This window comes from Sphingobium sp. B2 (assembly GCF_007693735.1).
Lineage (GTDB): Bacteria > Pseudomonadota > Alphaproteobacteria > Sphingomonadales > Sphingomonadaceae > Sphingobium > Sphingobium xenophagum.
In genome coordinates this window covers 3,115,101-3,141,468 of record NZ_VDBZ01000001.1, presented here as the reverse complement: position 1 = coordinate 3,141,468, position 26,368 = coordinate 3,115,101, and the positions used below count along the sequence as shown (strand labels likewise).

The window sequence follows — 26,368 nt, the reverse complement described above, 5'->3', positions numbered from 1 at the left end:
CTCCCACTCTCAATGGCAGCTGCCGGCCACGGCAGCTGCTGTCGTCAGTCAGTTAAATCCGGCGTCAACCACGCCCGGTACGAACAAAGCTGTCGGCCCATTCGGCCGTCGCACGCAGGCCGCCGAAGGGATAAAGGTGCAGCGCGACTTCGCCGTGGATATCGAGACGAAGGCCTTCGGCGAGGCCGTTCACGAAACGGTCGAGACCGGCGGTGCCCAGCAGTTTGGTAATGGAGATGCCGTATTTCTTCAGCACGCTCGTCGATGTGCCGACGCCGCACCGAGCGGCGAAGGACAGCAGCCGCTTGATCGATGCAGGCCCGGGCACGCCGAGCCGCACGGGGGCCCGGATTCCGTCCGACCGGATCTGCGCGAGCCATTCCAGCACCGGATCGGCGTCGAAGCCGAATTGGGTCATGATCGCATAGCCGATGCCCTGCGCTTCGAGTTCGGACTTCTTGTCCAGCATCGCCTGCCGCAACATCTGCGGACCTACCTGCCCATGTCCTTCGGGGTGTCCGGCGATACCGACGTGGCTGATGCCGTAGCGTGAAAGCACCCCGCTGCGGATGATGCCGAGCGAATCCTCATAAGGGCCCAACGGCTCCGGCGGATCACCCGCGATCAGGAACACGTCTTCCACCTGCGCCTGGTCGATCAGCGCGTCCAAATAGGTCTCAAGATCGGTCTTGCTGGCGATCCGCCTTGCCGAGATATGGGGAACAGGGATGAAGCCCAGCTCGCGTGCAGCGGCTGCGGCAGCGACACGCGCCGGCATCTCTTCTCCCGGCAGGAAAGTGATCGACAGCCGCGTGCCCTGCGGGATGAGCGGAGCCGCCTCCCGCAGCGCGCCCACGTCTCTTGCCGTCATCTCGAGCGAAAAAAACTGCGTCAGGGACCGGGGCGAAATATGGTCCACCGGAGCAGCTGCGGTTGCGGTCTTCATCATATTCTCCTGGGTCGGATCGGGCGGGCACGCGCCCACCTCTCCGCAAACCATGCGGGCTGCGGCAAAGGATCGAACGAAATGTGGCTGGCCGCGAGGACGGACCGGCCGGTGATCAGGCCGGCGCGATCATCTCGCCGCCGCCTGGCCGATGGCTTCGCGATAGGCGCCCAGCGCCGTCGCGTTGTACGGCGCCGGCGCTACCGTTGCCCGGATCGCCATCTGGGTGTGGCGCTCTACGACCGGCTTCGAAGTGCCGCCATGCTCCTCGCCCCAGATCAGGGTGACCTGGCTGCCGATGACGGCGCTTTCCTCGTCAAGCATAGCCAGCGACACCCATTCGCCAAGGTTCGCATTGTATCCCGAGTAGGTCGAAAGGCCGACGATCCTGTCCCGGTCATCCATCACGCGGTCGTAGGGCAGCGTTGAATAGTTGGATGCCGGCCACTCGAGATATTTGCCCCGCATGGCGGGATCCTTCTGGAATTGCGAGGCGAGGACGGACACCACGTCCTCGTCCCTCCAGACGAGCGTGACCTTCTTACGGTGGCGTCGCTGGGCGAGCTCCTCGAGCGCAGAGCGACCAATGAAGTCGTGGTCGAACTTCACGAAATTACCGTAGCCCATATCCCATGGTGTCAGATAATAGTCCTCGATCCGGTCCGACACGAAACTTCCGCCGAGCGAAGCCATAGCCTCAAAGCCTCGGGCGGGCAGATACTCGCGATAGGCCTTCATCGCTTCGCCTGAATAGATCGCGGGCATCGGCGAGGGGATCCACCCGTTCTCGAGCATGCTGGTTGCATAGGCACGGCCGCCCGCCGCCTTAAGCCCCAAGTCCTTACCCGCCTCCATCAGAGCGTTGCGCACTTCGGCGTAGAGTTCCGACGGCCCCCATAGTTCAAGACCCGGTTCTCCGGACATGCCGTGCTTGAGCGCACGCACCTTGTGCCCCGCGATCGTGATCTCGCCCATGTGAAAGAACTTGATGAGAGGAAGCGGCCCATCGTTGACCCGCTCCAGGATTTCGGCGGCGTTCGGCCCCTGGACCTGAAAGCGGAAGGTGAGACGTCGGCCCTGGTTCTCGACGTTGCGCACATCCTTTAGCGTCGTGACGTCATAACCGCCGGTCTTCGCGTGGAATTCCACCCAGTTCTGAACGGTGGGCCGGCCGATCAGCAGTACCTTGTTGGGCTCAAGGTAGAAACAGATGCAGTCGCCGATCATCTGGCCGTCATAGTTGCAGGCCACAAACTGCTTTGCGCGGTTGGGGACGAAATTGCCGAGGCTGTTGACGCCCAGATCCGACAGGAGACGCAGCGTGTCCGGCCCCTCCACATAAAGGTCCGTCATATGGTGCGACTGGTCGAACAGCACCGCGGTTTCCCGCCAGGACCGCTGTTCGTCCCGCCAGTTGGTGAACTCCGGTTCAAGGGGAAAGATATAGGCGCCAACCTGACTCTGCCGCATCATCTCGAGCGGATTTCCACCGGCTGCATTGATCTTGTCCTGCAGGCTCACCACGCTCATTCGTCTCTCCTGTTATACGGCAGTCGTCATGGCGATCGACGAGCAGGCGGCTCGGGCGAGAACGGCAGACCGGCGTGGCGCTCTGGTCGCGACGGCTCGTTCCTCCCCTCGCCGATCCGTCCGCCTTCCAGCACCACCATCCACATGAATGGCCTGACGATCGTTGATGATGTGATAGGATGGGCCGACTTCGCGCTCCACAAAGCTTTGGCAATAGTGACTATCGGGCGCTATATGCTGGGATCGCGCGCAAAGGAGCTATAGGCCGGCAAGACGAGCCGGACCGGGCCCGGCAACCGAGAGGAGATGAAAGGATTTCATGTGGAGTTGCGCCGCCTCGATCTGAATTTGCTCGTTATTCTCGACGCCCTTTTGGAAGAACCGACGATTACGCGGGCCGCGCAACGGCTTCAGCTTAGCCAGCCCACGGTGAGCGCCGCGCTGGCCCGATTGCGGGAGGTGTTGGGAGACGAGCTTTTCGTACGTTCGCACGGAACGATGAATCCAACTGCCCTCGCGATGTCGCTGCGCGAGCCGGTCAGCAATGTCCTGCGCTCCATCCGCCACGACATTCTCGCCCGTTCCGGCTTCGAGGCTGGGACGAGCCGCGACACCTTCGTGATCAGCCTGTCGGACATCGGCGAACTCGAATTTTTACCAGGGCTGATGGACCAGCTGGCAAAGGCCGCGCCCCACGTCCGCGTAAAGACGATCTCCTGCAATCCGGAGGCTCTCGCCGATGCGATGGATGCAGGGGAAATCGACATCGCGATCGGCTACTATCCCGACCTTACGACCTCCGTATTTAAACAGCAGGTCCTCTTTCTGTCTCTTATACACATCTAGATGTGTATAAGAGACAGATCTCGCACTATGTGAACGTTCCCGCTCCTGTCTCTTATACACATCTAGATGTGTATAAGAGACAGATCCCGACCTTACGACCTCCGTATTTAAACGGCAGGTCCTCTTTTCTCACGGCACCAGTACCGTGGTTCGCGCCGACCATCCGGAATTCGGCGAGGGGATCAGCCTGGAACAATATCGTGCCGCCCGGCACATCACCGTCCAGCAGCAGAGCCGGCATCACGACATCGTGGAGCTTTCGCTGGCGCAGCAGGACATCCAGCGCGACGTGGTTCTGACCATCTCGCACTATGTGAACGTTCCCGCTCTTGTCGCCCAGTCGGATTTTGTGGCCACCCTTGCCACTCCGCTCGCCCGCCGCTTCGCCGAACATTATCCGGTGAAGATGCTTTCCCCGCCGTTCGAGATCCCCAAGCGCGAGATCAAGCAGGTCTGGCATCGGCGCTTCGACAACGGGAAGCGGCTGGTCTGGCTCCGCTCGCTTGTCGCGTCGATCAGCCAGAACCGGCCGCATCTCTGACGCCTATTTCCTGGCCCTGTTCGAAAGCAGCTCCACAATGCCCTGACGCAGCCAACGGTGTCCCGGATCGTGCTTGGATCGCTCGTGCCAATATTGTTTGACCCGGAACCGTGGCAGCTCGATCGGCGGACGGACGATCGCCAGGCCGAGCTGGCTTTGCAAAAAGCCCGCTACGCGGCGTGGTATGGTCAGGATCAGGTCGGTTTCGCCGATCAGCATCGGGGCGAGGGAGAAAGCATAGGAGGTCAGCCTGACATTTTCGGGCACAAGTGTCGCCAGAAGCTGATCCTCGACCTGCTGGTGGACATGACCCGCGATCCGCGCGCTGACGACAATGTGACGCGCAGACTGGAAGCTGGAAAGCGTAAGCGCGCCGTCCCCGGCCAGGGGATGATTCTGACGAAAGGCGCAGACATATTCATCTTCGTATAGCGTCTGTTCGATGATTCCCGACGCCAAAGCCGGAAAGCCGCCGACCGCAAGGTCGATCTCGCCGGTTTCCAGCCCTTCCGGAAGCGTTTCCCGCCCCAGCGCAATGGCCGAGAAGCGGGCGCGGGGCGCGGTCTGCGCAGCCCAGCGATCGAGAGCCGGCAATACCGTCAACTGACCGAAGTCGGAGGCGGCAATGCGAAAATTCCGGGCGGTCGTTGCAGGATCGAAACTTCGCTCCTGCATCAGTCGATCCCGATATATCTGGAGCATGTCGCGCACCGGACCGGCGATCGCTTCAGCCGTGCGGGTGGGTTCCATGCCGCGCGGTGTCCGGACGAAGAGGGTGTCGCGGAAATGATTGCGCAGCTTGGCCAGCCAGCGGCTGACGGTCGGCTGCGGCAGGTCGAGCGAGCGGCTGGCTTCGATCACGCTCCGATAGCGATACACCGCGTCGAACACCTGTAGTTCCGCGAGGCCAATATCGGCCAGTCTGATCATCGCATGCCTCCAACGGCCTCGTTTTTGTCACGCCCAAGACGCAGGGTCACATTCAAATTCCGAATTGTGACTATCTGATCTTCGATCTGGAGAGCCGTCGGACGGGCGACCAAATTCGAATTTCGGGAATCGCACCGTGCGCTCCCGCGAAAACAGATTCCGGGGGTAGAGGATGACGCAGACCTTTGAAGATCGCGCGATTGTGGTGGGTGGTGGGCCGGTCGGCCTGATCACCGCGCTCGATCTTGTCCAGAGAGGCGTCCCGGTTCTCGTCCTAGAGGCGGAGACCACGCCGATCCAGGATCCACGCGGCGCTGCCTTTCATCCACCCACGCTCGAAGTCCTGGAACGGCTCGGCGTGCTGGACGATCTGATGGCGATCGGCCTCAAAATCCCGCTCTGGCAGGTTCGCAACCGCGACGGCAGTATCGTGGCCGAGTTCGATCTGGGCGTGCTGAAGGATCACACCGCCTATCCCTATCGTTTCCATCTGGGCCAGCAGAAGGTGGTTCCGGTCCTGCTCGCCGCGCTGGCAAAGCAGCCGATGGCCGAAGTACGCTTCGGCCATCGCGTGACCGGCTTCGAGGAGCAGGCCGACGGCGTCATCGTCCACTATACGGACGATGTGGGCGCTGCATCCGAGCTTACCGGCCGATGGCTGATCGGCGCAGACGGCGCACGCAGCCAGGTCAGAAAGGCGTCGGGCATCGCGTTCGAGGGCTTTACATGGCCCGAGCGCTTCGTTGTGACCAATCTCGCCGATGACCTGGAGAAATATGGCTTTGCTTATACCAATTATGTAACCGATCCGGATCGCTGGGCCGTGGTTCTGCGGCTGGAGGACGAGGCGGGTGAGCCGAACTGGCGTGTTACCTATCCAACCGATCCTGCGCTCTCCGACGAAGAGGTACTCGATCCTGCGAGCGTGCAGGAACGGCTCGTAGACGTGATCTCGGGCGCGGAGAAGCTCACTGTCCGCTATTCGGGCATCTGCAGGGTGCACCAGCGCGTCGCCGCCGAATTCCGTCGCGGTCGGGTCATGCTGGTCGGCGATGCCGCCCATATCAACAATCCGCTCGGCGGATTTGGCCTCAACAGCGGTGTGCAGGATGCCGCCAATCTCGCCGCGAAGCTTGCGGACGTGTGGCACGGCCGATCCGATGACACGGTGCTTGACCGCTACGATCGGCAGCGTCGGACGAGCAATATCGAATTCGTCCAGAAGGCGAGCATCCGGAACAAGAAGATGATCGACGAGCGCGATCCCGAAGTTCGCCGCCGGTCTCAAGAGGAACTTGGTGCGATCGCCGGCAGTCCCGAGCGTGCGCTCAGCCATCTTCTGGAATCATCGATGATCAATTCGGTGAGGGCCGCGGCCGAGATCGAGTGACCCGGACGAGCCCGCAATGGGAGAACCTGATCCGACATCTGCAGCCGCGCGGAAGGGACGTACCGGTACTCCCCTTCCGCGCGGCTGGCTCGACCTGTTGCATGGCAAGGCAGGCGCAGGGGGAAGAATCGACACATCCGCCCCCCTGGTTCTCCTCGATGATGCGCGTTCGGATGGCCTGTTCCTGTTTCGCGATCCCATGGCCGTCTTGCAGGCGAGCCAGCCGGGCGAAATCGCCCCCTTGCTCGATGCTGCGCGCAGGGCCCTAGCCGATGGCCACTATGTCGCTGGCTATCTGACCTATGAAGCCCGCCTTGCGTTCAATCCCGCGCGCAAGCCTTTGCACGCCGCAGGCGCCGGATCGCCCCTCGCTTGGTTCGGCATATTCCCGGCACCTCGGCGTGTTGCTGCGACCGCCTTCCCGACTGGAAAGACACACAATACCCTGGACCTGCGGCCCTGCTGGACATTCGACGATTATGCGCGCGCAGCCGAGCAAGCACTCGAATTCATCCGAGCGGGCGACGTATACCAGATCAATCTGACGTTTCAGAACCGGCTGGAACTTACCGATCCATGGGGTCGGTACCGACTGCTGCGTGGTGCGCAGCGAGCAGGTTGGGGCGGGTTGGTCCATACCGGCAGCGACCTCTTCCTGTCCTTTTCCCCGGAACTGTTCTTCGCGATCGAGCCGCAGGGAAGAATCGTCGCCCGGCCGATGAAAGGGACCGCCCGCCGGCACGACGATTGCCGCCTGGATGGCGCCGCCGCAGCCGCGTTGCAAAAGAGCGTGAAGGATCGCGCCGAAAACCTGATGATCGTCGATCTGCTTCGCAACGACATAGGTCGTGTTGCCCGGGCAGGCTCGGTCGCAGTGCCGCGGCTCTTCGAGGTGGAAACCTATCCCACCGTTCATCAGCTCACATCGACGATCACGGCGATGTTGAGCGAGGGACGCGACGTGTTCGACCTGATGGCGGCCGCATTTCCGTGCGGTTCCGTTACCGGCGCTCCGAAGATGAGGGCGATGGAGATCATTTCCGAACTGGAGAGCGGCCCGCGGGGTCTCTACACCGGCTCGATCGGCTTCGCCGGGCCGGATGGAACGAGCGGCTTCAACTTGGCGATCAGGACGATCGCCTGCAAAGGCACAGCGACGGAAGCAACAATGGGCCTGGGCTCGGCGGTCGTTGCCGACTCACAGCCCATGGGGGAATGGTCGGAATGCCTGATGAAGGGCGCTTTTCTGGAAGGCGGGTTCGCCTGAACGAAGGGCGTCCAAGGCTGGGCTTTTACCGTTGGCCAAGGTCATAGACGCTGCGGACCACGTCATGCAGCGGCGCGCCTTAACGCACGACCGTAGAACATTTTTCTATCCGGTTTTCCCATAGAGCCAATCCGCTCTCCATATTGGAGATACTGAATGGGCTCATTCAAAGTCTCTCCCGATGACGGCGTCAGGCCCCATCGAAAGTGGCATCGCGGATAGCGATGGCCACCATACAGCGAAACTGACAGGAGAGTGATGTGGGCTTGGACTACCCCCGCGCCGCGCGATCGAAGCATGACCAACAAATCGAAAGGCGATTGATCCCAGTCGTGGTCGGCTTGCTGGTGGCGTTCTCGCCTGGCGCTGCCCTTGCGAGCGAGGGCGGCCTCAGTCACTATCCCACCGGCGTCAACACGACCGCAAACGGAATGTTGCCGCCGCCCGGCAAACTCCAGTTCTACAATTATTCCCAACTTTACATCGCGGACGAAGTCGTCGATGGGCACGGTCAGTCGGTCGTTCCCGACTTCCACGCGGAAATCGCCGTCGATGCCCCGCGCATCGTCTACACCCTGTCTCTTATACACATCTCGATGTGTATAAGAGACAGCATTTGAAGAGCAGGCCGCCGCGCTGTCTCTTATACCCATCTCGATGTGTATAAGAGACAGGTCAGTCGGTCGTTCCCGACTTCCACGCGGAAGTCGCCGTCGATGCCCCGCGCATCGCCTACCCCTACCCAGTCGAGATAGGCGGCCTCCATTTCTCGTCCGGCATCATTCCGACGATCGCGCGCACTTCGGTACGCTCGAACGGGCGAAGCATGTCGAAGACAGGCTTTACCGACCTGAACCTAGAACTGCTCTATATTAGCTATACCAACAAGTCGAAGACTTTCGGCGCCTATATCGGGACGGACTTCTGGGTGCCCACCGGAAGCTATCGCCGTGGCCGCATGGTCAATCTGGGCTACAACTACTACACGCTTGCTCCGGCCCTTCACGTCACGTGGCTTCCCACCCGGCGCGCTGAACTGTCGGCATCGTTTGTCCCTGAAATCAACTGGAAGAACAAGGCCACCGACTACCGGTCGGGCAATGCCGTCACGATCGACGCGAGCGCCAGCTACCGACCGCTCCCGGATTTCCAGCGCCTGCAGGTGGGGCTGCAAGGCTATTTCCACAAACAGGTGCAGGATGACCGGCTGAACGGAGAGGCTGTCCCTGGCGGCTTTCGGGGGCAGTCTGCGGCGATCGGTCCCCAAGTGAAGCTGAATTTGTTCGAACGCGGCGGCCTGCTCTTCAAATGGCAACATGAGTTCGCCGTCGAGAACCGCGCCAAGGGCAATCGGCTTTGGCTGCAATTCTCCATGCCGCTCAACTGACATCGGCAAAATCGATAGTGACTATCGGAACAGCGGCGTCAGCCGATGGACCATTCCACGTTACGCATCGGAAAAATGCGCTGCCACTTCCGCTGCGCGAGGAGAGGACCCTATGGAACCAAATGATATCGTGGCGCGGCTCGACCTGGCGCCGATGGGCCGCGCACAGAAGCTGGCGGTCGGCATCGCCATCGTCCTGAACATCCTCGACGGCTTCGATGTCCTGGCAATCTCCTTTGCAGCGCCCGGGATCGCGGCCGACTGGAGGATCGCGCCGGCCCAGATCGGCGTCATCCTTTCCGCGGGGCTGGTCGGAATGGCCATCGGCGCGCTGCTGCTGGCGCCGCTCGCGGATCGCATCGGGCGCCGGCCGTCCATGCTTCTCTGCCTCGCGCTGATGACCGTCGGGATGCTGGCATCGGCCGCGAGCTTTTCCGTGGTGACGCTGGCTCTGTGCCGGATCCTGACCGGTATCGGCATCGGGGCCATGCTGCCGACTGCCACGGCGGCAGGCGCGGAATATGCGAATGCCCGCCGGCGCGACTTGGTGGTGTGCATCCTCGCTGTGGGCTACCCGCTCGGCGGCCTTTTTGGCGGGCTCGCTTCGGCCGAATTGATGTCGACCTTCGGATGGCGCGCGATCCTGGCTTTCGGAGGCATCGCGTCGGCCGTCACCATCCCGCTGGTGATACTGGGCATGCCCGAATCGATCCAGTATCTCGTCACCCATCGAGGGCCGGGCGCGTTGGAGCGAGTCAACGGCGTCCTGGTGAAACTCGGGCACACGCCCGTGGATAGCCTGCCGCGGGCGGCGAATGCAACGCCGCGGGCGAATGTGATCGAACTGATGCGATCGCCGATCCGCAACGTGACCCTGCAACTGACCCTTAGCTATTTTCTGGTGATGCTCACCTTTTACTTCTTTTCCGGCTGGCTTCCTTCCATCGTCGCGAGCCGCAGCTTTGAAGCGAGCGTTGCCATCCGGTTGTCGGCGATCTTCAGTGTTGGCGGTGTCGTGGGGGGCGTGTGTATCGGTTATCTCGCGCAAATGATCGCGATGAAGGCTCTCGTCGCATTCTTCCTCATAGCGACGACCGGCATGCTCTGCGTTTTCAGCGGGATACCAAATGAACTCGGCCTCATGATCGCTTCCAGCTTCGTGCTCGGCCTTTTCCTCTTCGGCGCCGTGACGGGGTTCTACGCGATTTTCATGCAGCGCTTCCCGACCGCATTCCGTGCCACCGCTACCGGCTTTGCGACCGGCATCGGACGCGGCGGAGCTGTGGTGGGCCCGCTGATCGGAGGGCTATTGCTCGGGCTGGGCTTTTCGGCCGGTCAATCGATCATGGTGATCGCGCCGGCTGCCGCCCTATCCGCTCTGCTTCTGTTCGCCGTAAGGCCTCCGGCAGCTGAGGCGGCGTTGGCAGCCAGCCGGGCCTGACTCGAGGCATCGGCACCGACGAGGCGGATCCCATGCTGTCTTTCCTGCACCTTACTGTCTTCGAAGCGCTCATGAGGCTCAAGAGCGTCACCCAGGCGGCGGAGGCGCTCGACATGCCGCAGCCCACGATCAGCCGCCACCTGCGCCATTTGCGCGAGCATTTCGACAACCCGCTCTTCGTGCGGACCAGCCATGGATTTGAGCCCACCTCGATCGCCATTTCTGCTGCGGCGGGCGTGTCCGAAGCGCTTGAAATCTATCGCACGCGCCTCGTTTCCGATTCGATTTTCGAAGCAGGATCGTCCCGCCGGAATTTCTTCATCGCGGCATCGGATATGGGCCATCTGCTGACGCTGCCCAGGCTCGAGCAATGGGCAGCGACCTCCGCGCCGCACGTCAGATTCACTGCGACGCCGCTTGGCCGGCAACGGCTCATCACACAATTGGAAGCGGGGGAAGTCGATGTTGCGATCGGCAGCTTCCCCACGCTCTACAGTGGAATCCGCGAGCAGACGCTCTTTACGGAAACATATGTCTGCGTGGTACCCAAGGCTCTCGCAACGCATGGAGAGCTGTCGCTCGACACCTATCGCCGCGCTCGTCACATCCTGGTCGACGGAAGGCCGCTGGGACACATCCACGAAGAGGTCGAGCGCCGCATCCTCGAAATCATCGGCGAGAACCAAGTCCGCGTCGTCTCGGAGAATTTTCTGCTCAGCGCGCATATCGCAGAGCGCTCGGATCTCATTCTTACGGCGCCGTCGCGGGTGGCCGAGATCGTCAACGCCGGTGCGGCGCGGACGATGGCGCCTCCGATCGATCTGCCGGGCTTTACGGTCAAGCAATATTGGCACGATCGCTTCGACCGGGAGCCGGGAAACATGTGGCTGCGCCACACCATCGCAAGGCTACGGGGCCTTGAGACCTGAAGCCAGGAGAAGAACGTCCATGCTCACGCTCTATTATAATCCCGGATCCTGTTCGCTCGCTTCTCACGCGGCTCTGGAGGAGGCCGGGATCGAACATCGTCTCGTCAAGATCGACCTTGCCGCGGGCGCCAATGAGGCGCCCGAATATCTGGAAAAGAATATCTGGGGCAGAGTCCCCGCGCTGGAGGTGGACGGCATCATCCTGACCGAAAATATCGCCATACTCTCCTACATCGCCGATCGCGCGGAGCAGGGCACGCTACTGCCGCCCATAGGCTCATTCGAGAGGATTCGGGCGCTGGAATGGCTCGCGCTGCTCTCGAGCACGGTACATGTCGCATTCCGGCCCCTTTTCCGACCCGGACGGCTTGCAACCACGGAGGCCGGCCAAGCGGATGTCGCGGCCGTCGGCTTGGCGTCGCTCAACAGGACGCTCGCCGCTCTCGAACGCAAAATCGGGGAGAGCACCTATGCGCTGGGGGAGCGGATCAGTCTTGTAGATCTCTATCTGTTCGTATTTCTGCTCTGGATGCAGCGTCCCGTTCTGGCTGGAAAACTGGAACCGAGGCCCGGCTTGGACGCGCTTTGCGAACGGCTAGTGGACAGGCCTTCGATCAGGCGCGCCATGGTCGCTGAAGGCCTGATCCAGACGGCATGATGGTGCTGCCTCATCCATTTTCCGAATACTGGGTATTCGGCGATCTGCGTCGTCAAACGCTTCCCAGCTGCTAGTGTGACGCCACGTTGGAAGCGCATCACTGCGCTGGTCGAACAGAAAACCATCGACCGCCTGAACAGGTGCCTTCCGAATACACCCATCAAACTCGCGTCATGGGAGAGTGATTATGACAGAGAACCGCGTTACTGGCCTGCATCATATTACCCTTTGCACTGGAACTGCGCAGGGCGACATCGACTTTTTCGTAAAGGTAATGGGACAGCGCTTTGTCAAGCGCACGCTGTTCTACGACGGCAGCATTCCCATCTATCATCTGTATTTCGCGGACCAACTCGGTACGCCCGGCACGGTGATGACGACCTTCCCCACCCGCCGGACGGGCATCAAGGGTCGGAGGGGCGCAAACCAGTTCACCACCGTGTCCTATGCCATTCCGAAGGGCTCGCTGGGCTGGTGGGTGCGCCATCTCGCCAACCATGGCATCCTGACCTCAGAGCCGCGCGAGCGCTTCGGTCAGGCGTTCGTCGGTTTCGAGCATCCCGATTGCGGCATCGCGTTCGAGGTAGTCGAGGACGCGAACGATGATCGTACCCCCTGGAAATCCGAATATGTCCCGATCGAGCATGCCGTCCGGGGCTTCCACAGCTGGACCGCCTCCGTCAACGAGATGGAGGACATGGACTGGTTCATGAACAACGCCTGGAATTTCGAGAAGGTCGGCCAAGAAGGCGACATGTATCGCTACGCGGTGCGGAGCGATGACGGTCCGGGCAAGCTGATCGACATCCTTCACGAACCCGGCAAGCGGCAGGGAAGCTGGACGATTTCGGAAGGGATCATCCACCACGGAGCGTTCGCCGTTCCGGACATGGACATCCAGGCCCAGCTCAAGTTCGACACGGAAGGAATGGGCTTCACCGACTTCTCGGATCGCAAGAACCGCGGATATTTCGAATCGATCTATGTCCGCACGCCGGGCGGCGTGATGTTCGAAGCGACCCACAGCCTCGGCTTCACGCATGACGAGCCCGAGGCGACGCTCGGCACGGATCTCAAGGTGTCCCCGCAGTTCGACGACAAGAAGGAGCTCATCCAGAAAGCGATGGACGATGACCCGATACTCGTCTGATCGCCGCGAAAGCCGTCGGCATCCCGGCCGGCGGCTTTCACACCTATTGAAGACCACCGCCGTCCGCGAGGCGGCAAGCGGAGAGGAACTGCGCGATGCAATTCTTGTATGAACCCCTGCCCTATCGGATCATATTCGGTGCCGGCTCGATCGACCAGGTTCCGGCTGAAGTCGAGCGAGTAGGCAAGCGCGCCTTGGTTCTATCTACCGCGGAACAGGGCGCTGACGCACGACGTCTGCGTGAAAGTCTTGGCGAATTGGGTGTGGGACTGTTCGACCAAGCCGTGATGCACGTGCCCGCGCCGACAGTGGACGCAGCAATCAGCCTGGCGCGACAACTCGACGCCGATTGCACGGTAGCGCTCGGCGGCGGATCTACGACGGGGCTGGCAAAGGCGCTCTCGCTCAAGATCGGCCTTCCCTCGGTCGTGATCCCGACGACCTATGCCGGTTCGGAAGTGACGCCGATATGGGGCATGACGGAAAACGGCGTCAAGACCACAGGGCGCGACCGGCGCGTGTTGCCGGCAACGGTGATCTACGACCCGAATCTCACGCTTTCGCTCCCGCCCGCTCTGTCGGTTGCGAGCGGCCTCAATGCCATCGCGCATTGCATGGAGGGGCTTTATGCGGTGGACGGCAACCCGATCGTATCCGTCATGGCCGAAGAAGGCATTCGCACGCTGGCGCGCAGTCTTCCCGTGATCAGGGAACACCCTCAGGACCGGGCGGCTCGCGGTGAAGCGCTCTACGGATGCTGGCTCGCTGGAATGGTCCTTGGCGCTGCCAGCGTGGCGCTCCACCACAAGCTTTGCCACACATTGGGCGGCACGTTCGACATGCCGCATGCGGAAACGCACACTGCGGTGTTGCCGCATGCCATCGCCTACAACGCGCCAGCAGCCCCCGAGGCGATGGCGCGAGCAAAGCGTGCCCTTGGGGGGGAAGATCCCGCGGCTGCCCTCTACGATCTGGCAAAGTCGCTGGGCGCGGAGATGTCGCTCGCAAAGCTGGGGATGCCCGAGGACGGGATCGGACGCGCAGCGGAACTTGCCGTGCGCAATCCCTATCCCAACCCGCGTCCGATCACGAAGGAAGGGATCGTTCGTCTTCTCACCCGTGCTCACGCCGGCTTGCGACCGGTGCCGGTGATGGAAGCGGCCTGAGGAGGTCGGAATGGTGCGCGACGACAAGGGGACGGCAGGCGACCCCAGCCTTTCTGTCAGGCTTTCACCCACGTTGACAGGTTGGATCGACGCGGTGATGCCGCCAACAGGGTCCGTCCGGCGCACTTTGCTGATAGCGGCGTCAGCGGGCCTGGTCATCGCGACCCTGGGGAGCATCGCGGGCTTGGGCGGCACCGCGATCTTCTTCACATCCTGGGCATCGAGTGCCGCGATCCTGCTGTCGACTCCGGCGGCGCGAGCGTGCCATCCCCGGCGTATCGCGGCCAGCCATATCACCGCCGCAACGGTCGGCCTTGTCTGCAGCAGCGGTCTTGCCGCGACCCCCTGCTCGCTCGGTACCGCGGTCGCCATCAGCATCGCGATCGTGATGCTGGCCGATCTTCTCCATCCACCCGCCATGGCAAACGCCGCCTTTGCATTTTCCGCTCCGCATGACGCTGTCGCCTTTCTCGGCACTGCAGCGTTGGGCGCTATTGGCTTGGCGCTCCTCGCGATGGTGCTGCAGGGCGGCGGCTGCCGCGTTCTGGGCGGGAGGATATAAATGCGCGATCTGGACACGCAGAGCATCACCGCAGAGGTGCTCAGGCGCATGGAAGGCATGCCCGGCGCGCGTCTGCGGAACATCCTCGCATCCCTTACCGAGCATCTTCACGCTTTCGCACGGGATGTGGACCTTACAGAGGAGGAATGGCTGCAAGGCATCGCGTTCCTGACCCGCACCGGCCATGCATGTGATGATCGGCGGCAAGAGTTCATCCTGCTATCCGATGTATTAGGCCTTTCACAACTGGTCGTGTCGAAGGCTCATCGCCGGATAAAGGGGGCGACCGAACAAACCGTCTTCGGGCCATTTCATGTCAAAGATGCGCCGGAGCGTCCCCATGGCTACGACATTTCCGAAGCAGCGCCGGGACAAAGGCTGATCGTCGAAACGAGGGTGGAAACGGCTTCGGGCGATCCCGTCACGGGCGCCCTGGTCGAAGTCTGGCATGCCGATACGCATGGCACCTATGATACGCAGAATCCGGACTGGACGCCCCAACGCGTTCGCTTTCGCGGCAATTTCCGAACCGGTCTCGACGGCAGGATTCGCTTTCGCACGATCATGCCCGTCAGCTACCCGATTCCGATGGACGGCCCGGTGGGCGACTATATGCGTGCCACCCGCCGTTCGCCTTACCGCCCGGCCCATTTGCATTTCCGCGTGGAGCATGCGGGCTTCTCGACCCTCGTCACCCATGCGTTCGATGAGCTCGACCCCCATCTCGACGATGATGCGGTATTCGGCGTGCTCAACTCGACAATCTGCCGCTTCGAACCGAACGGCGGCGGGATGCGGCTGTGCAATCGGCTTGTACTCGCGCCCAGACCCGATACTCCCGCTGACCAAGGATAGAATGATGCTTTATCTGCGCCTCTGCCTCGACAAGCCACATTCCCAAAGCCTTCGCGACGAGCATCGACCGGGGCATCGCGCCTACCTCGCATCCGCCGCGGACAAGATTGTCCAGGCCGGTCCCCTGCTGGCCGAGGACGGGTCGATGGTCGGTAGCATGATCATCCTCGAGGCCGGCAGTCTGCGTGAAGTAGAGGCCTTCCATGAAGGCGACCCGTTCACCAGCGTGGGCCTCTTCGAAACGGTGAAGCTGGTCCGCTGGGATCGCCACATCGGCTGAGATCATCGTCCCGCGGGTTCTTCAAGCGTACCGAGCCGCCGGAGGGCATGCCCATCATGTCTCCCAATTGCGGGCAGATGGTGCCGGGCCATCCGCTTGGCGAGGCGAGTCATATGCATAGACCGACACTCATGCATGACCGGGAAGGGCCATCACAATTTTCCCATATCCACTATCAGCCATCCGGCATTGCCGGGCGGGTTGGTCCGGTTGATCGCTCCTCTCCCGGCTGACAGGCGGCATGGCGCTCCTCATCATGCTTTGGAGGGGCCTGCCGCTCTTCGCCATTCAAAAAGACAAAGCAGGCGGGAGCGATCGCCCATGAATGTGCACTTGGTTGGAAGCGTCGGTCTGACGGATGCCGAAACGGTCTTCACGACGATCGTAAGGACTATTGGCAGGCATTGCTCTCGCATTCCTGATGGTGAGACGGGTGTTCGTAGCCGCTGGGTGCGCTGGCAATCGGCTCATTTGCTGCAAAATCCGAACCTCGAGACAGTCACTGTGACCGAGGCGATACCGGGCTTCATCCAAAGCGACGGCGTCGAACGGACATTCTTCAGGATCCGCGATCGCACGACGCCCGTTCGCTTCGTGGACCTGGGTTACGCTCGGGAGGCCATCGCTTCGTGGCTATCCTTCTCGCACTTGCGTGCCGAGGGGGAAATGCCGGTCGATTGTCGATTCCAGGTTTCGCTACCGACACCGGCAAGCCTAGCTTGCGCTTTCTTCCTGCCAGAAGACCAGGAGAATGTGGAACCGGCGTTCTTCGATGCGCTCGCGCGGGAACTTGAAACAATCCAGTCCGCTATTCCGGGCGACAGTCTCGCGATCCAGTGGGACGCCGTCTTCGAAGTCGTCGGCACCGAAACCGGCAAGGGCCTCTTTTATGCTCCACCGTTCGAAGGAACGGTTGAACGTCTGGCGCTACTTTGCGATCTCGTCGCCGATGACGTCGAGCTGGGGTTCCATTTCTGCTATGGCGATGCGGCCAATCGCCATATCGTCGAACCAGAATCTCTCGCGGTCGTCGCCGACCTCTTGCGGGCCATCAACGGGACCGCGCGGCGCCCGCTCGATTTTGCGCACATGCCCGTTCCGCTGTCGCGCAACGACGACAGCTATTTCGCACCGCTGAAAAGCCTCCAGGAAGAACCGACGCGCATTGCGCTGGGTCTCGTGCATGACGGCGATGGGGTGTCCGGAACCATGGGGCGCATCGGCGCAGCCCAGCGGTTCTGTCGGGACTTCGATATCGCCACTGAATGCGGCTTTGGCCGCAGAAATCCATCGACAGTGCTCGATCTTCTCATGCTGCACGCTGCGATTTGTGATCATGGGTGAAGCAACAAGCGGGCAGAAAGCCATTGTCGTTCACTTTAATACGCCAGGTCGGACGAACGCAGCCGATGTCGTGTTTTTGCATGGACGCGGGGGCACGGAGCGAGATACGGGCGCGTTGGTAGCGGCCTTCCCCGACGCGACATTGCGTGGTTACCGCGGGCCGATCCGGGAAGGAGGCGGCTTTGCCTGGTTCACCATTCGCGCGATCGGGGTCGCCCACCCAGAAAGCCTGGCGCGCGAGATCCCAAAAGTTGCGGGTTGGATCAGCGCAGATAACGGTGCGAATAAGCCCTGGCTGTGCGGCTTTTCCAATGGCGCCGCGATGGCCGCGAGCATCGCGCTTTCTGCGCCCTCCGATTATGCCGGCCTCATCATGATTGCTGGCTGCTTTGCTACTGATGCACTGCCAGCGGAACGACTGGACGGCATGCCGGTACTTTTCTGCCAGGGACGCTCCAACTGGGTCATCCCGCCCGCGAAGTTTGCGCAGGCGCGTTCCTATCTTGAGCACGATAGCGGCGCCGATGCGACAATCCTGGAATATGAGGGTGGGCACGATGTGCCGGTCGATCTCATCGCCAGCATCGCCCGATGGCATCAGGCTCGGCACTGAAGATTTGCAGGCTCAAACGGACCCTGTCTTCTCAACATCGAGGGAACGGATCGTATTCGCCGACTGCAAGATGTCGTCCGTGATTTCCAATGCGAGAATTTGGGCAGCGCGATGCTCGATGGCGCATGATGCCATCGCTTCGATCAACAGCGAGAGCTTTCGGCCGGTCCAGGTCGTACTGCTGATAAGCAACAACCAGATGATTGTTGATTTGCACTGAGAAGTGACCCGGGAGGGTTATAAGTTTTCACTGAGATTTGACCCATGTTTTCCTCGCCCCTGGCTGACAGTCAGGAGGCATCGGAGTGATCGACATGGACTTACTCAGTGTGATCCGCCGCTGGCATTTTCGGCAAGGCATTCCCATTCGCGAGATCAGGCGACGGACTGGATTATCGCGCAACACGATCCGCAAATATCTGCGCGATGACGCGGTGGAGCCGACGTTCAAGGTTCCCAAACGACCGAGCAAGCTTGATCAGTTTGCCGAAAAATTGACGACGTGGCTGCGGATGGAATCGGGCAAGTCGCGCAAGCAAAAGCGAACAGCCAAGCAGCTACATGCAGATCTGGTTAAACTGGGCTACGAGGGATCCTACGGCCGTGTTGCCGCCTTTGCTCGAGCGTGGAAGGCCGAACGCCAATATGAAAAGCAAACCAGTGGGCGCGGCACATTCGTACCGCTGATCTTCCAGCCCGGTGAGGCCTTTCAGTTCGATTGGAGTGAAGATTACGCCCTTCTCAATGGCCGGCCCGTCAAGGAAGGTCGATAGCGGGCCTGTCTCCAGCACCACCCGGGACAAGCCTTCACAATGCTTGGTCAGCCACTTGGCCAGTGCGTCAGGATCGCTGGCGACAACATCGCGCTTCAGGATCGCACCATCATCGTCGACCACACAAATGTGGGTGGTCTTGTCACTAACATCCAAACCAGCAAAGATCGCCATTGGTCACCCTCCAGCATTGAAGCGCCATGGCGACTTCGTCTCATCCAGGAGGGTGGCTAAATCAATTACGCGGTGTCCAACAAAGCGGACATGATGACCGACCCAAGTGCGGCAATGGAGATGTCCGCTACTGGGGAGCGAAATTTGGCCCCTGAGCGGCAAAGAATGGTCGATTTCACCCTGGACCAACGCCGCGTCGTGGGACAAAACCGAGGTTCGCGAGCCGGACAGGAATGGCAGGTCCTTATCCAACACCTGCCATTCTTAGGCCCCGATGATCTTCCCCGGGAATGCGCAGGACTGGCCGATAGGCGACTGACTGGTTTGGGGTGCGGATGCATGGATAGCTGCCGTTCCCTTGCCGTCGTCCCCCGACCAACTTTTGCCGTTGCCCACCCGCGCTAGAATGACTGCTTTTGCCGAAACTCACCATTGCCATTTCATCGAACTTATTGGCAACTTTCAGAGATGCATGGTGAACGGCTGGATAACAGGGGATAAGGTGAGGAGCAGACCAAGGACTTTAGCATCGCCAATCGCCAAAATTGACTTATACCCGCCTGTCATATTTTCGAGCGCAGAACGGGGAATTACACTTCATGACTCTGGCACAGTCGCTTGCCACTGCCCGCACCGAAGAGGACGTGAAGGACGCCTATATCAAGGCGCTAGGGCTGAAGAGCGTGTTCAAGGGGCTGGTCGATATCCAGACCCCGGAAATCTGGTTCGAGGCCAAGGAAGCGCCGACGCCGCCGCTGCTGATGTTCGCGCAACTGCTGACCTATGTGCGCGCGGCGCGCAAGCGGGGTGAGGCGATTCCCGGTTTCCTGTGCGTAATCGACCGCGAAAAGGCGGCGCTGATGCCGACCGAACACGCGCTGCCGCTGCTGGAGGACAAGAGCATTGTCTGGCCCAAGTCCGGCTCTGCGGCGGACAAGGCGCTGGCGGCGCAGATCGCGCCGACCATCGAGACGCATTTCGTGCTGTACGAGATCGGCACTTACGAGGCCGAATTCATCAAGGCGGCCAAGGATGCGGTGCGCGAAGGGCGGATCATCCGCACCCCGATCACGCCCGACAACCTGCGGCAGGTGTTCGACAAGTGGGTGGCGATGGTGGGCGTGGAGCTGGGGGTGAAGCGCGCGGCGGATTATGCCGTGCTGTTCTTTGCCGACATCATGCACGACGGGCGCAACGAGGCGATGCGCAACCTGCCCGCGCGCCTGCTGTTCAGCGGCGACAAGCCGGTGTTCATCATCGGGGCTGATCAGTATGAACTGGCGAGTGAGCGCGGCTATCGCAATTTCTGGAACATCTACCATCGCCCGCCCGAACAGAAGCACCGGCATTACCTGCTGGAACGGCGCGACAGTCTGCTGCCGATGGACGACCAGAAGTTCAAGGGCGCGTTTTATACCCCGCTGCACATCGTGGACAAAGCCTATGACCAGCTGGCGGCGACGCTGGGGGCGGACTGGCAGCAGAAGTACATCGTGTGGGACATGTGCGCGGGCGTGGGCAATCTTGAAGCCAAGCACAGCAACCTGCGCAACGTGTTCATGTCCACGCTAGATCAGGAAGACGTTACGATCATGCGCAGCAACCCGGCCTTCGCCGGGGCGGAGATATTCCAGTACGATTACCTGAACGACGATGTGACCGACTTTGGCGCTATCGATTACAGCCTGTCGAACAAGGTGCCACAAGCGCTGCGGCAGGCGATTGCCGATGCGCGCGAGGGCAAGAAGGGCGCGAAGCCGATTCTGGTGCTGATTAACCCGCCTTATGGCGAGGCGGGGAACTCAATTGGCAATGCTGGCAAGGCCGGTATTGCTACCAATCGTGTTAGCTATGGCATGAACGATCTCGGCTACGCCGCGCGGGAATTGTTCGTCCAGTTTCTTCATAGGATTGTCAGCGAATTGCCCACCGCCAAGCTGGCAATGTTCAGCACGCTTAAATATGTCAACGCCCCCAATTTCGAGCTATTTCGCAAGCGGTGGACTGCCAAGTATCTCGACGGCTTTATCGTTCATAGCAAGGCCTTCGACAATCTGAAGGGCAACTTTCCCATTGGTTTTCTCGTTTGGGATTTAGCAGAAAATGTTCCGAGCAGAGTGATCCAGACCATTGCACTAAATAAAGCTGGCGAGGTCATCGGCGAAAAAAGCTTCTTTGATTTTCCAAACGATTATCTGATGGCGGAATGGCTGCCACGAACCCGCAAGAATCGTGTTGATGCTATCCCACTGACAAACGCAATAACGCCGCTTTTGAAGACTGCAGGCGTCCGAAACCGTCACTGGTCTGACGGGGCTATCGCGCATTTCTTCTGTAACGGCACGGATCTGCAAAATTCAGGTACGATGACGGCGATCTTCTCTTCAGTGCATTCGATTGGTCATGCGGGAGGATACTTCATAACACCTGAAAATCTATGGAAGGCGGCAATCATTTTTGCGGTCCGTCTGCTGATCCCGCATACTTGGCAGAACCACAACGACCAGTTCCTTCAACCCTCCCAGCCGCTGACGGATGTGTGACGACAGTTATGTTGGCCGCCTGACGACAAACGAGATGGCCGGATCGTGATACATTTGTGTCAGCTTTGCCCCCTGCGATCGCAGGGGGCAAAGCTGATGCCAGGTGAGTGGATCACGGACCGCCAGTACAGGCGGTATATGGAACGTAAACAGCAGGGTGACACGCAGGTCCTGGCGGCGAGCCGGGCAGGGATTAGTGAACGCAGCGCGCGCCGGATCAGCGCGGCAGCATCATTACCAAGCCAGTGTCGCAAAGCGCGTGGACGGACGCGGCTAGACCCGCTTGCGGATGTGTGGGACGAGATTGTCGTGCCGATGCTGCGCCAGGTGCCAATGCTTCGTGCAACGAGCGTGATGGAGGAGCTGGATCGTGAACATCCTGGTCGGCTGCATGAGCGTCATCTACGCACCTTGCAGCGACGGATTGCGACCTGGCGCGCGAGCGAAGGTCCTGAACGCGAAGTCATCTTCCGGCAGGAGCATCCGCCTGGTTATCAGTCGCTATGTGATTTTACCGAGCCGGCAGATTTCGACGTAACTATCGACGGCTTGCCGTTTGATCATCTGCTTTTCCATTTCTGGCTGGCCTTTTCAGGCTGGCAGTATGTCAAGGTGATCGAAGGCGGCGAGAGCTTTACCGCGCTTACCGAAGGGATGCAGGAGGCGCTTTGGCAGTTGGGCGGCACGCCAGCGACCAACCGCACCGATCGCTTGTCGGCAGCGTACCGCAACCTTTCCCCGCACGATGACGCTGCAGCCGGGTACCAGGCATTTTGTGACCATTACGGCATCGAGCCGACCCGCAACAATGCCGGCGTCAGCCATGAGAACGGTTCGGTCGAGGCCGCGCATGGCCATCTCAAGCGGTCACTGCGCGAAGGGCTGGCCTTGCGCGGATCGCGTGATTTTGCCGATGTCGCTGCCTATCAGGCCTTCATCAGCGAGCATGTGGCTCGGCGCAATGCGCGCCGTCGTGGAGAGGTTGCGCTCGAGTTGGCGCAGATGAAGCCGCTGCCCAGCTTCAAGACGACAGACTTCAGCCTGGCAACCGTGACCGTGACGCGAACGTCGACGATCGCTGTACGCGATGTCCTCTATACGGTGCCCTCTCGCTTGATTGGCTCCCGGCTGCGGGTTCATATCTATGACGGTCGGCTCGTTTGCTATCTGGGCAACACACAAGTGCTGACACTGCCGCGACGCCGGCGTAACGCGCAGGGGCCAACCCATGTGGTCGATTATCGCCACATCATTGGGTCACTCGTCAAAAAGCCGCAGGCATTTCGCCGCTCGGTGCTGCGCGATGGCATGTTCCCGCGCGAGGTCTTTCGCCGCACCTGGGATATCCTTGATGCAACGCTGGAGCCTCGGCGCGCCTGTCGCGTCTATGTCGGCCTGTTGCATCTGGCAGCGACGCATGCCTGCGAAGCGCTGCTTGCCGATCATCTCGAGGCCGTACTGGCGGCAGGTGACTTGCCCGATGTCGAGGTCGCGCGAGCCGCTGTGGCGCCACCGCCAAGCGCATCGCCTGATGTCAGCATCAAGCAGACTGACCTGACCATCTATGATTCTCTCTTCCAGCATCAGGAGACCCCCGATGTCCAAGCCTTCTAATGACATTATGATCGACGCCGCCCGCCTTCCAGTGATGTTGTCGAGCCTACGGCTGCCAAGCTTTGGTCAGCACTGGCAGGGCTTTGCCGCACGCGCAGACCGCGAAGACTGGGGCGCTGCCCGGTATCTGGCAGCATTATGCGAACATGAGATCGCCGATCGTGATGCCCGTCGTATCGCCCGACACCTGGCAGAGGCGGGCTTGCCACGAGGCAAGACTTTCTCGACCTTTGATTTTGCCGCTGTCCCTACCATTCGCAAAGCCCATGTCATGGCGCTCGCCGATGGCGACGCCTGGCTCGACCAAGGCGCCAATATCCTGTGTTTTGGTCCCTCGGGCACCGGCAAGAGCCACGCGGCAGCCGCAATCGGGCATGCGCTCGTCGAGGGTGGCCGCCGGGTTCTGTTCATTCGTACCACCGACATGGTCCAGAAGCTCCAGGCTGCGCGGCGCGACCTGTCGCTGCCGGCCATGATCGCCAAGTTCGATCGGTTCGACTGCTTGATCCTCGATGATCTTGGCTATGCCAGCAAGGATCAGGCCGAGACCAGTGTCCTGTTCGAGCTCATCGCCGAACGCTATGAACGCCGATCGCTCATCGTCACCTGCAACCAGCCTTTCTCAGAATGGGGGCAGATTTTTCCAAACGCCGCCATGACGATCGCTGCCGTCGACCGCCTCGTCCATCATGCCACCATCCTCGAGTTCAACGCCGAGAGCTATCGCCGCCGGACGGCCGCCAAAAATGCCCAGCTCACACCGTAAGTGTCGCGGACTGTGTCGCAGGGTAATTGTCGTCGACAGTTGTCGTCGCGCCAGCATCGCGTCATGCTATTGCCATGTTCGCACCCGACGACATCATCATCCAGGCCGATATCCATATTGTCGATATCCAGCCTGTCATCAGCCGCCGGTTCGAGCTTCCCGGCAACCTCAACCTGGCTCAGCTCCATGAGGTGATACAGGCCTCGTTCGAATGGACCGACAGCCACCTTCATCAGTTCGATATCGGCGGCCTGACTTATGGTGCTCCCGAGTTCGACGAAGGAGACTGGTCTGATCGTCGCACCTTCGAAGCAAGCGACGTCCGCCTGTGTGACTTTGCAACCTATGGTCCAGCGCCGCTCATCATCTTCTACGAATATGATTTCGGCGACAGCTGGATGCATGTCATCGAACTCACCCGCAAAGCAAAAGAACCAGGCGTCAAATATCCGCGCTGTGTCGCCGGATCGCGCCGCGCGCCGCCCGAGGACGTCGGAGGCCCCTCTGGCTACTTCGATTTTCTCGAAGCTTGGCACGACACCCGCCACCAAGACCATAAAGATATGCGTCGATGGGCTGGAAGGACCTTCAACCCCGAACGCTTCAACCTCGACGTCAACAATAAGGCCATCGCCAAAGCCATCAGGCATTCAAAAGGCAGCTATCGCTTTCGTTTCGAACCATGAAATCCGGCCATCTCGTTTGTCGTCACCCGGCTACCGAATTTGTCGTTGCACAGACGGACGAGTTCAAGGCCGACTGCCTTGTGTGGATGTTGTTCGCGGGCAAGAATCTCACCGCAGGGGCAGACGGGTTGCGCTGGAATGATCGGGACTGGTCGCTGGTCAATCACTTCATCCCGTTCTCCGAGGCCGAAGTAGGGGCAAAGGCGCGGTTCGAGAGCGATTTCATGGTGCGCTATATGGCGGGCATGGCGTTCTCGCCGGAAGCCCGCGCGGTGCTGGATGAAGGGCGCAAGCTGTGGGCGCGGTTTCATGCCACGCAGTTCCCCAACCGCATCCGCGAGGAATACAAGCTGAACCGCGCCGATGCCGGATGGTATCAGGTGCGCCGCGCACTAGAGGCTTATGGCGATATCGCTCTAACCGATTTCGATCCATTCAAGGCCGCTTACGCTGCACTCGGCAATAAAGTGCGCCCGGATGTCTATGAATTGGGCTTCCTGCCGAAGTGATGAACTTCTGTGGTCGAAGATCACTTTCACTTTCTCGTTGGCGGAATGACGGCTTTTTAGCAGCCAACATGTAGAGGCAGACAGTGGGCAATCGGCCTAGTTCCTTTCGCTGTTTCTGGCCAAGCGAGCGAAACCACATTGTCGGCTCTTGGCAAAACCTACATACCGACAAATCGTTAACAGACTGCTGCCTAGTCCCAAACCTCGTCTTCCCTGGAAGCCAGTCTAGCACCTCTTGGAATGTCTGTTGCCAAGCAAAACGAAATCGCAGTCGAACGGCGTTAAGTGGCGCAAATGCGCGCTAAGCTTCATCCGCCCAGACCAAGTTCGAAGCCTGCGCCAGCGTTCCGTAGTCGGTTGACCAATACAAGCGAAGCTTGATGCGCCGCGAGTGCCTGTTCGCGCGTGCAGGACTCCTCACCGTAGCGGATCTTCGGCGAGCACTGAATGTCGACGACGAGCTGAGCTTGGTCGAAGGCGACGCCTAGTCCGGCAAGCTGATGGCATAGCTGCTCAAGGTCGTGCACCGGCTTGAAGCGAGCGCCTTTCAGCGCGATCGCCGCCTTCAGAACCTTTTCAGCTGACTGAAGCGATGCCCATTTCGAAGCGCCGAAGTGATCGTGTCTTTCCATCAGGTTCGATACCGCCATCTTTACGTCGTTGCGCGCAATGGCCACCAACTCGCTCTGTGTGCTCACAAGGGTATAGCAGGCAGGCAGGCCGATCTCGAACGCGGACCAAATCGCCAGCAGCGCCTCGTCGGATAGGCTTTTAGCCATCCCCGGTGTCATGCCGTCCACAAGCTGCACGACGTTGGTGGTTGCGGGACCGGGACCGGGACCGATTTGTGCCTTCTGAATCCATTCTCTCTGCGCAGTGAAATTTACACTGCCGAAGAACTGAGGAATCCGCAGAGCGTACAGGTCTCCCTCAAGCAGTAGGACGATCTTTCCCACCGACATGTCAATCTTGATCCGGTTGCCATACGTGTCGTCGTACCATTTGCGGATAGCTCTCGCGAGCGGTCGGTAGCGCTCGAGCTCTGGCGGTCCCCTGACGATCCCATCACCGAGCGGGATCGGGATGTCCCCGTAGCGGATGCTGACCTCGCCAACGGCTGAGATTGGTCGGCTCGGAATGCCCACACCCTCAGCCTTTAGCTTCGCATCGATCCCGCGCATCATTGCTTCGAACGCGGGTCCTTCGGTCGGTACGTCTGTCATGGGCCGAGCTATAGCACGCCCGTGGAATACGGGGAGGCGACTTTCCGCTCACCACCCCATCTCCACCTGGGACGAAACTGGCGGGCAACAGATACCGGACCGGCAGGTTTCGGGAAGTTCCAGTCAGGTCAGGAACGCCTAACAAGGGGCGCGTAGCCGACTGGCGGAAGTTCAATTTCTGAAGGACCGGTTTCGGCATGAGCCGACGCTCCAGACGCCACAGCGGAACGGCTCATTCTGGTCGC

General features: G+C 60.6%; 25 protein-coding genes and 2 pseudogenes. 22 read left to right on the top strand and 5 right to left on the bottom strand.

From position 1 onward, the window contains the following. Positions 1-64: 64 nt before the first annotated feature. The gene (locus tag FE851_RS15305) at positions 65-919 is read right to left on the bottom strand and encodes a methylenetetrahydrofolate reductase (RefSeq protein ID WP_261370956.1); all 855 of its coding nucleotides are present in this window, start codon (positions 917-919) and stop codon (positions 65-67) included. 156 nt (positions 920-1,075) lie between these two features. Next, positions 1,076-2,476 carry an aminomethyltransferase family protein gene (locus FE851_RS15300; RefSeq protein WP_145203748.1) on the bottom strand — a complete coding sequence of 467 codons (1,401 nt, stop codon included), beginning with the start codon at positions 2,474-2,476 and terminating at the stop codon, positions 1,076-1,078. A gap of 306 nt (positions 2,477-2,782) precedes the next feature. On the opposite strand from FE851_RS15300, the gene FE851_RS27185 reads away from it, so the two are divergent. Then, entirely contained in the window at positions 2,783-3,322 is a 540-nt protein-coding gene (locus tag FE851_RS27185) for a LysR family transcriptional regulator (protein ID WP_145203746.1), read from the top strand. 118 nt (positions 3,323-3,440) lie between these two features. Then, positions 3,441-3,863 (top strand): annotated as a pseudogene (locus FE851_RS15290) (LysR substrate-binding domain-containing protein); the annotation flags it as partial. Positions 3,864-3,866: 3 nt separating this feature from the next. Here FE851_RS15290 and FE851_RS15285 read toward each other — a convergent pair. After that, complete coding sequence (locus FE851_RS15285; RefSeq protein ID WP_145203740.1) at positions 3,867-4,793, bottom strand: LysR family transcriptional regulator; 927 nt, start codon at positions 4,791-4,793, stop codon at positions 3,867-3,869. 172 nt (positions 4,794-4,965) lie between these two features. Between FE851_RS15285 and FE851_RS15280 the strand changes: the two genes are divergently transcribed. The 3 genes from FE851_RS15280 (at position 4,966) to FE851_RS15270 (ending at position 8,070) form a co-directional block, all read left to right on the top strand. After that, positions 4,966-6,183, top strand: coding sequence for an FAD-dependent oxidoreductase (locus tag FE851_RS15280; protein ID WP_145203731.1), 1,218 nt, complete (start codon positions 4,966-4,968; stop codon positions 6,181-6,183). 16 nt (positions 6,184-6,199) lie between these two features. Further along, positions 6,200-7,450, top strand: coding sequence for an aminodeoxychorismate synthase component I (pabB, locus tag FE851_RS15275; RefSeq protein ID WP_145203728.1), 1,251 nt, complete (start codon positions 6,200-6,202; stop codon positions 7,448-7,450). A gap of 260 nt (positions 7,451-7,710) precedes the next feature. After that, on the top strand, positions 7,711-8,070 hold the full coding sequence (locus FE851_RS15270; protein ID WP_145203725.1) for a hypothetical protein: 360 nt from the start codon (positions 7,711-7,713) through the stop codon (positions 8,068-8,070). Positions 8,071-8,093: 23 nt separating this feature from the next. On the opposite strand, the gene FE851_RS26830 is transcribed toward FE851_RS15270, so the two are convergent. Beyond that, positions 8,094-8,216 (bottom strand): hypothetical protein, encoded by a 123-nt coding sequence (locus FE851_RS26830; protein WP_261370955.1) that lies wholly within the window; start codon positions 8,214-8,216, stop codon positions 8,094-8,096. On the opposite strand from FE851_RS26830, the gene FE851_RS15265 reads away from it, so the two are divergent. The 17 genes and pseudogenes from FE851_RS15265 to FE851_RS15180 all read left to right on the top strand — a co-directional run bounded on the left by FE851_RS15265 (position 8,178) and on the right by FE851_RS15180 (position 24,900). Further along, positions 8,178-8,837 (top strand): transporter, encoded by a 660-nt coding sequence (locus tag FE851_RS15265; RefSeq protein WP_261370996.1) that lies wholly within the window; start codon positions 8,178-8,180, stop codon positions 8,835-8,837. The two genes, FE851_RS26830 and FE851_RS15265, sit on opposite strands and share 39 nt — an antisense overlap. Before the next feature lie 112 nt (positions 8,838-8,949). Beyond that, positions 8,950-10,278 (top strand): MFS transporter, encoded by a 1,329-nt coding sequence (locus FE851_RS15260; protein WP_186378833.1) that lies wholly within the window; start codon positions 8,950-8,952, stop codon positions 10,276-10,278. A 32-nt stretch (positions 10,279-10,310) separates the two neighbouring features. Next, on the top strand, positions 10,311-11,207 hold the full coding sequence (locus tag FE851_RS15255) for a LysR family transcriptional regulator (protein ID WP_145203716.1): 897 nt from the start codon (positions 10,311-10,313) through the stop codon (positions 11,205-11,207). 19 nt (positions 11,208-11,226) lie between these two features. Further along, complete coding sequence (locus FE851_RS15250; protein WP_145203713.1) at positions 11,227-11,865, top strand: glutathione S-transferase family protein; 639 nt, start codon at positions 11,227-11,229, stop codon at positions 11,863-11,865. A gap of 187 nt (positions 11,866-12,052) precedes the next feature. Next, positions 12,053-13,015, top strand: a complete 963-nt coding sequence (locus FE851_RS15245; protein WP_145203711.1) for a ring-cleaving dioxygenase — start codon at positions 12,053-12,055, stop codon at positions 13,013-13,015. Between the two features lie 95 nt (positions 13,016-13,110). Next, the gene (locus FE851_RS15240) at positions 13,111-14,181 is read left to right on the top strand and encodes a maleylacetate reductase (RefSeq protein WP_145203708.1); all 1,071 of its coding nucleotides are present in this window, start codon (positions 13,111-13,113) and stop codon (positions 14,179-14,181) included. Positions 14,182-14,191: 10 nt separating this feature from the next. After that, on the top strand, positions 14,192-14,743 hold the full coding sequence (locus FE851_RS15235) for an HPP family protein (protein WP_145203705.1): 552 nt from the start codon (positions 14,192-14,194) through the stop codon (positions 14,741-14,743). After that, positions 14,744-15,598, top strand: a complete 855-nt coding sequence (locus FE851_RS15230) for a dioxygenase (RefSeq protein ID WP_145203702.1) — start codon at positions 14,744-14,746, stop codon at positions 15,596-15,598. Between the two features lies 1 nt (position 15,599). Then, a complete protein-coding gene (locus FE851_RS15225) occupies positions 15,600-15,878 on the top strand; it encodes a YciI family protein (protein WP_261370954.1) in 279 nt (92 codons plus the stop codon). A gap of 321 nt (positions 15,879-16,199) precedes the next feature. Further along, positions 16,200-17,222 carry a hypothetical protein gene (locus tag FE851_RS15220; protein ID WP_145203699.1) on the top strand — a complete coding sequence of 341 codons (1,023 nt, stop codon included), beginning with the start codon at positions 16,200-16,202 and terminating at the stop codon, positions 17,220-17,222. Beyond that, the gene (locus tag FE851_RS15215; RefSeq protein WP_261370953.1) at positions 17,152-17,835 is read left to right on the top strand and encodes an alpha/beta hydrolase; all 684 of its coding nucleotides are present in this window, start codon (positions 17,152-17,154) and stop codon (positions 17,833-17,835) included. Before FE851_RS15220 ends, FE851_RS15215 begins: the two co-directional genes overlap by 71 nt. Positions 17,836-18,149: 314 nt before the next feature. After that, positions 18,150-18,596: pseudogene (locus FE851_RS15210) on the top strand (IS21 family transposase); the annotation flags it as partial. Positions 18,597-19,381: 785 nt separating this feature from the next. Further along, positions 19,382-21,325, top strand: a complete 1,944-nt coding sequence (locus tag FE851_RS15200; protein WP_145203693.1) for a hypothetical protein — start codon at positions 19,382-19,384, stop codon at positions 21,323-21,325. Positions 21,326-21,463: 138 nt separating this feature from the next. Next, the gene (gene istA / locus FE851_RS15195) at positions 21,464-22,939 is read left to right on the top strand and encodes an IS21 family transposase (RefSeq protein WP_145202328.1); all 1,476 of its coding nucleotides are present in this window, start codon (positions 21,464-21,466) and stop codon (positions 22,937-22,939) included. Next, complete coding sequence (gene istB, locus FE851_RS15190; RefSeq protein WP_145202331.1) at positions 22,923-23,705, top strand: IS21-like element helper ATPase IstB; 783 nt, start codon at positions 22,923-22,925, stop codon at positions 23,703-23,705. Before istA ends, istB begins: the two co-directional genes overlap by 17 nt. Positions 23,706-23,779: 74 nt before the next feature. After that, entirely contained in the window at positions 23,780-24,391 is a 612-nt protein-coding gene (locus FE851_RS15185) for a plasmid pRiA4b ORF-3 family protein (RefSeq protein WP_145202334.1), read from the top strand. 86 nt (positions 24,392-24,477) lie between these two features. Beyond that, positions 24,478-24,900: a hypothetical protein gene (locus tag FE851_RS15180; RefSeq protein ID WP_222422950.1), complete on the top strand. Its 423-nt coding sequence runs from the start codon at positions 24,478-24,480 to the stop codon at positions 24,898-24,900. 308 nt (positions 24,901-25,208) lie between these two features. Here FE851_RS15180 and FE851_RS15175 read toward each other — a convergent pair whose 3' ends face one another. Further along, positions 25,209-26,123 carry a HEPN domain-containing protein gene (locus FE851_RS15175; protein ID WP_145203690.1) on the bottom strand — a complete coding sequence of 305 codons (915 nt, stop codon included), beginning with the start codon at positions 26,121-26,123 and terminating at the stop codon, positions 25,209-25,211. Positions 26,124-26,368 lie beyond the last annotated feature (245 nt).

What these genes read in the sequence shown, in the direction of transcription:
- FE851_RS15300 (WP_145203748.1), bottom strand. Translation starts at nt 2,476, where the DNA reads ATGAGCGTGGTGAGCCTGCAGGACAAGATCAATGCAGCCGGTGGAAAT.
- FE851_RS27185 (WP_145203746.1), top strand. Translation starts at nt 2,783, where the DNA reads ATGAAAGGATTTCATGTGGAGTTGCGCCGCCTCGATCTGAATTTGCTC.
- FE851_RS15285 (WP_145203740.1), bottom strand. Translation starts at nt 4,793, where the DNA reads ATGATCAGACTGGCCGATATTGGCCTCGCGGAACTACAGGTGTTCGAC.
- FE851_RS15280 (WP_145203731.1), top strand. Translation starts at nt 4,966, where the DNA reads ATGACGCAGACCTTTGAAGATCGCGCGATTGTGGTGGGTGGTGGGCCG.
- pabB (WP_145203728.1), top strand. Translation starts at nt 6,200, where the DNA reads ATGGGAGAACCTGATCCGACATCTGCAGCCGCGCGGAAGGGACGTACC.
- FE851_RS26830 (WP_261370955.1), bottom strand. Translation starts at nt 8,216, where the DNA reads ATGGAGGCCGCCTATCTCGACTGGGTAGGGGTAGGCGATGCGCGGGGC.
- FE851_RS15260 (WP_186378833.1), top strand. Translation starts at nt 8,950, where the DNA reads ATGGAACCAAATGATATCGTGGCGCGGCTCGACCTGGCGCCGATGGGC.
- FE851_RS15255 (WP_145203716.1), top strand. Translation starts at nt 10,311, where the DNA reads ATGCTGTCTTTCCTGCACCTTACTGTCTTCGAAGCGCTCATGAGGCTC.
- FE851_RS15250 (WP_145203713.1), top strand. Translation starts at nt 11,227, where the DNA reads ATGCTCACGCTCTATTATAATCCCGGATCCTGTTCGCTCGCTTCTCAC.
- FE851_RS15245 (WP_145203711.1), top strand. Translation starts at nt 12,053, where the DNA reads ATGACAGAGAACCGCGTTACTGGCCTGCATCATATTACCCTTTGCACT.
- FE851_RS15240 (WP_145203708.1), top strand. Translation starts at nt 13,111, where the DNA reads ATGCAATTCTTGTATGAACCCCTGCCCTATCGGATCATATTCGGTGCC.
- FE851_RS15235 (WP_145203705.1), top strand. Translation starts at nt 14,192, where the DNA reads ATGGTGCGCGACGACAAGGGGACGGCAGGCGACCCCAGCCTTTCTGTC.
- FE851_RS15230 (WP_145203702.1), top strand. Translation starts at nt 14,744, where the DNA reads ATGCGCGATCTGGACACGCAGAGCATCACCGCAGAGGTGCTCAGGCGC.
- FE851_RS15225 (WP_261370954.1), top strand. Translation starts at nt 15,600, where the DNA reads ATGATGCTTTATCTGCGCCTCTGCCTCGACAAGCCACATTCCCAAAGC.
- FE851_RS15220 (WP_145203699.1), top strand. Translation starts at nt 16,200, where the DNA reads ATGAATGTGCACTTGGTTGGAAGCGTCGGTCTGACGGATGCCGAAACG.
- FE851_RS15200 (WP_145203693.1), top strand. Translation starts at nt 19,382, where the DNA reads ATGACTCTGGCACAGTCGCTTGCCACTGCCCGCACCGAAGAGGACGTG.
- istA (WP_145202328.1), top strand. Translation starts at nt 21,464, where the DNA reads ATGGAACGTAAACAGCAGGGTGACACGCAGGTCCTGGCGGCGAGCCGG.
- istB (WP_145202331.1), top strand. Translation starts at nt 22,923, where the DNA reads ATGTCCAAGCCTTCTAATGACATTATGATCGACGCCGCCCGCCTTCCA.
- FE851_RS15185 (WP_145202334.1), top strand. Translation starts at nt 23,780, where the DNA reads ATGTTCGCACCCGACGACATCATCATCCAGGCCGATATCCATATTGTC.
- FE851_RS15180 (WP_222422950.1), top strand. Translation starts at nt 24,478, where the DNA reads ATGTTGTTCGCGGGCAAGAATCTCACCGCAGGGGCAGACGGGTTGCGC.
- FE851_RS15175 (WP_145203690.1), bottom strand. Translation starts at nt 26,123, where the DNA reads ATGACAGACGTACCGACCGAAGGACCCGCGTTCGAAGCAATGATGCGC.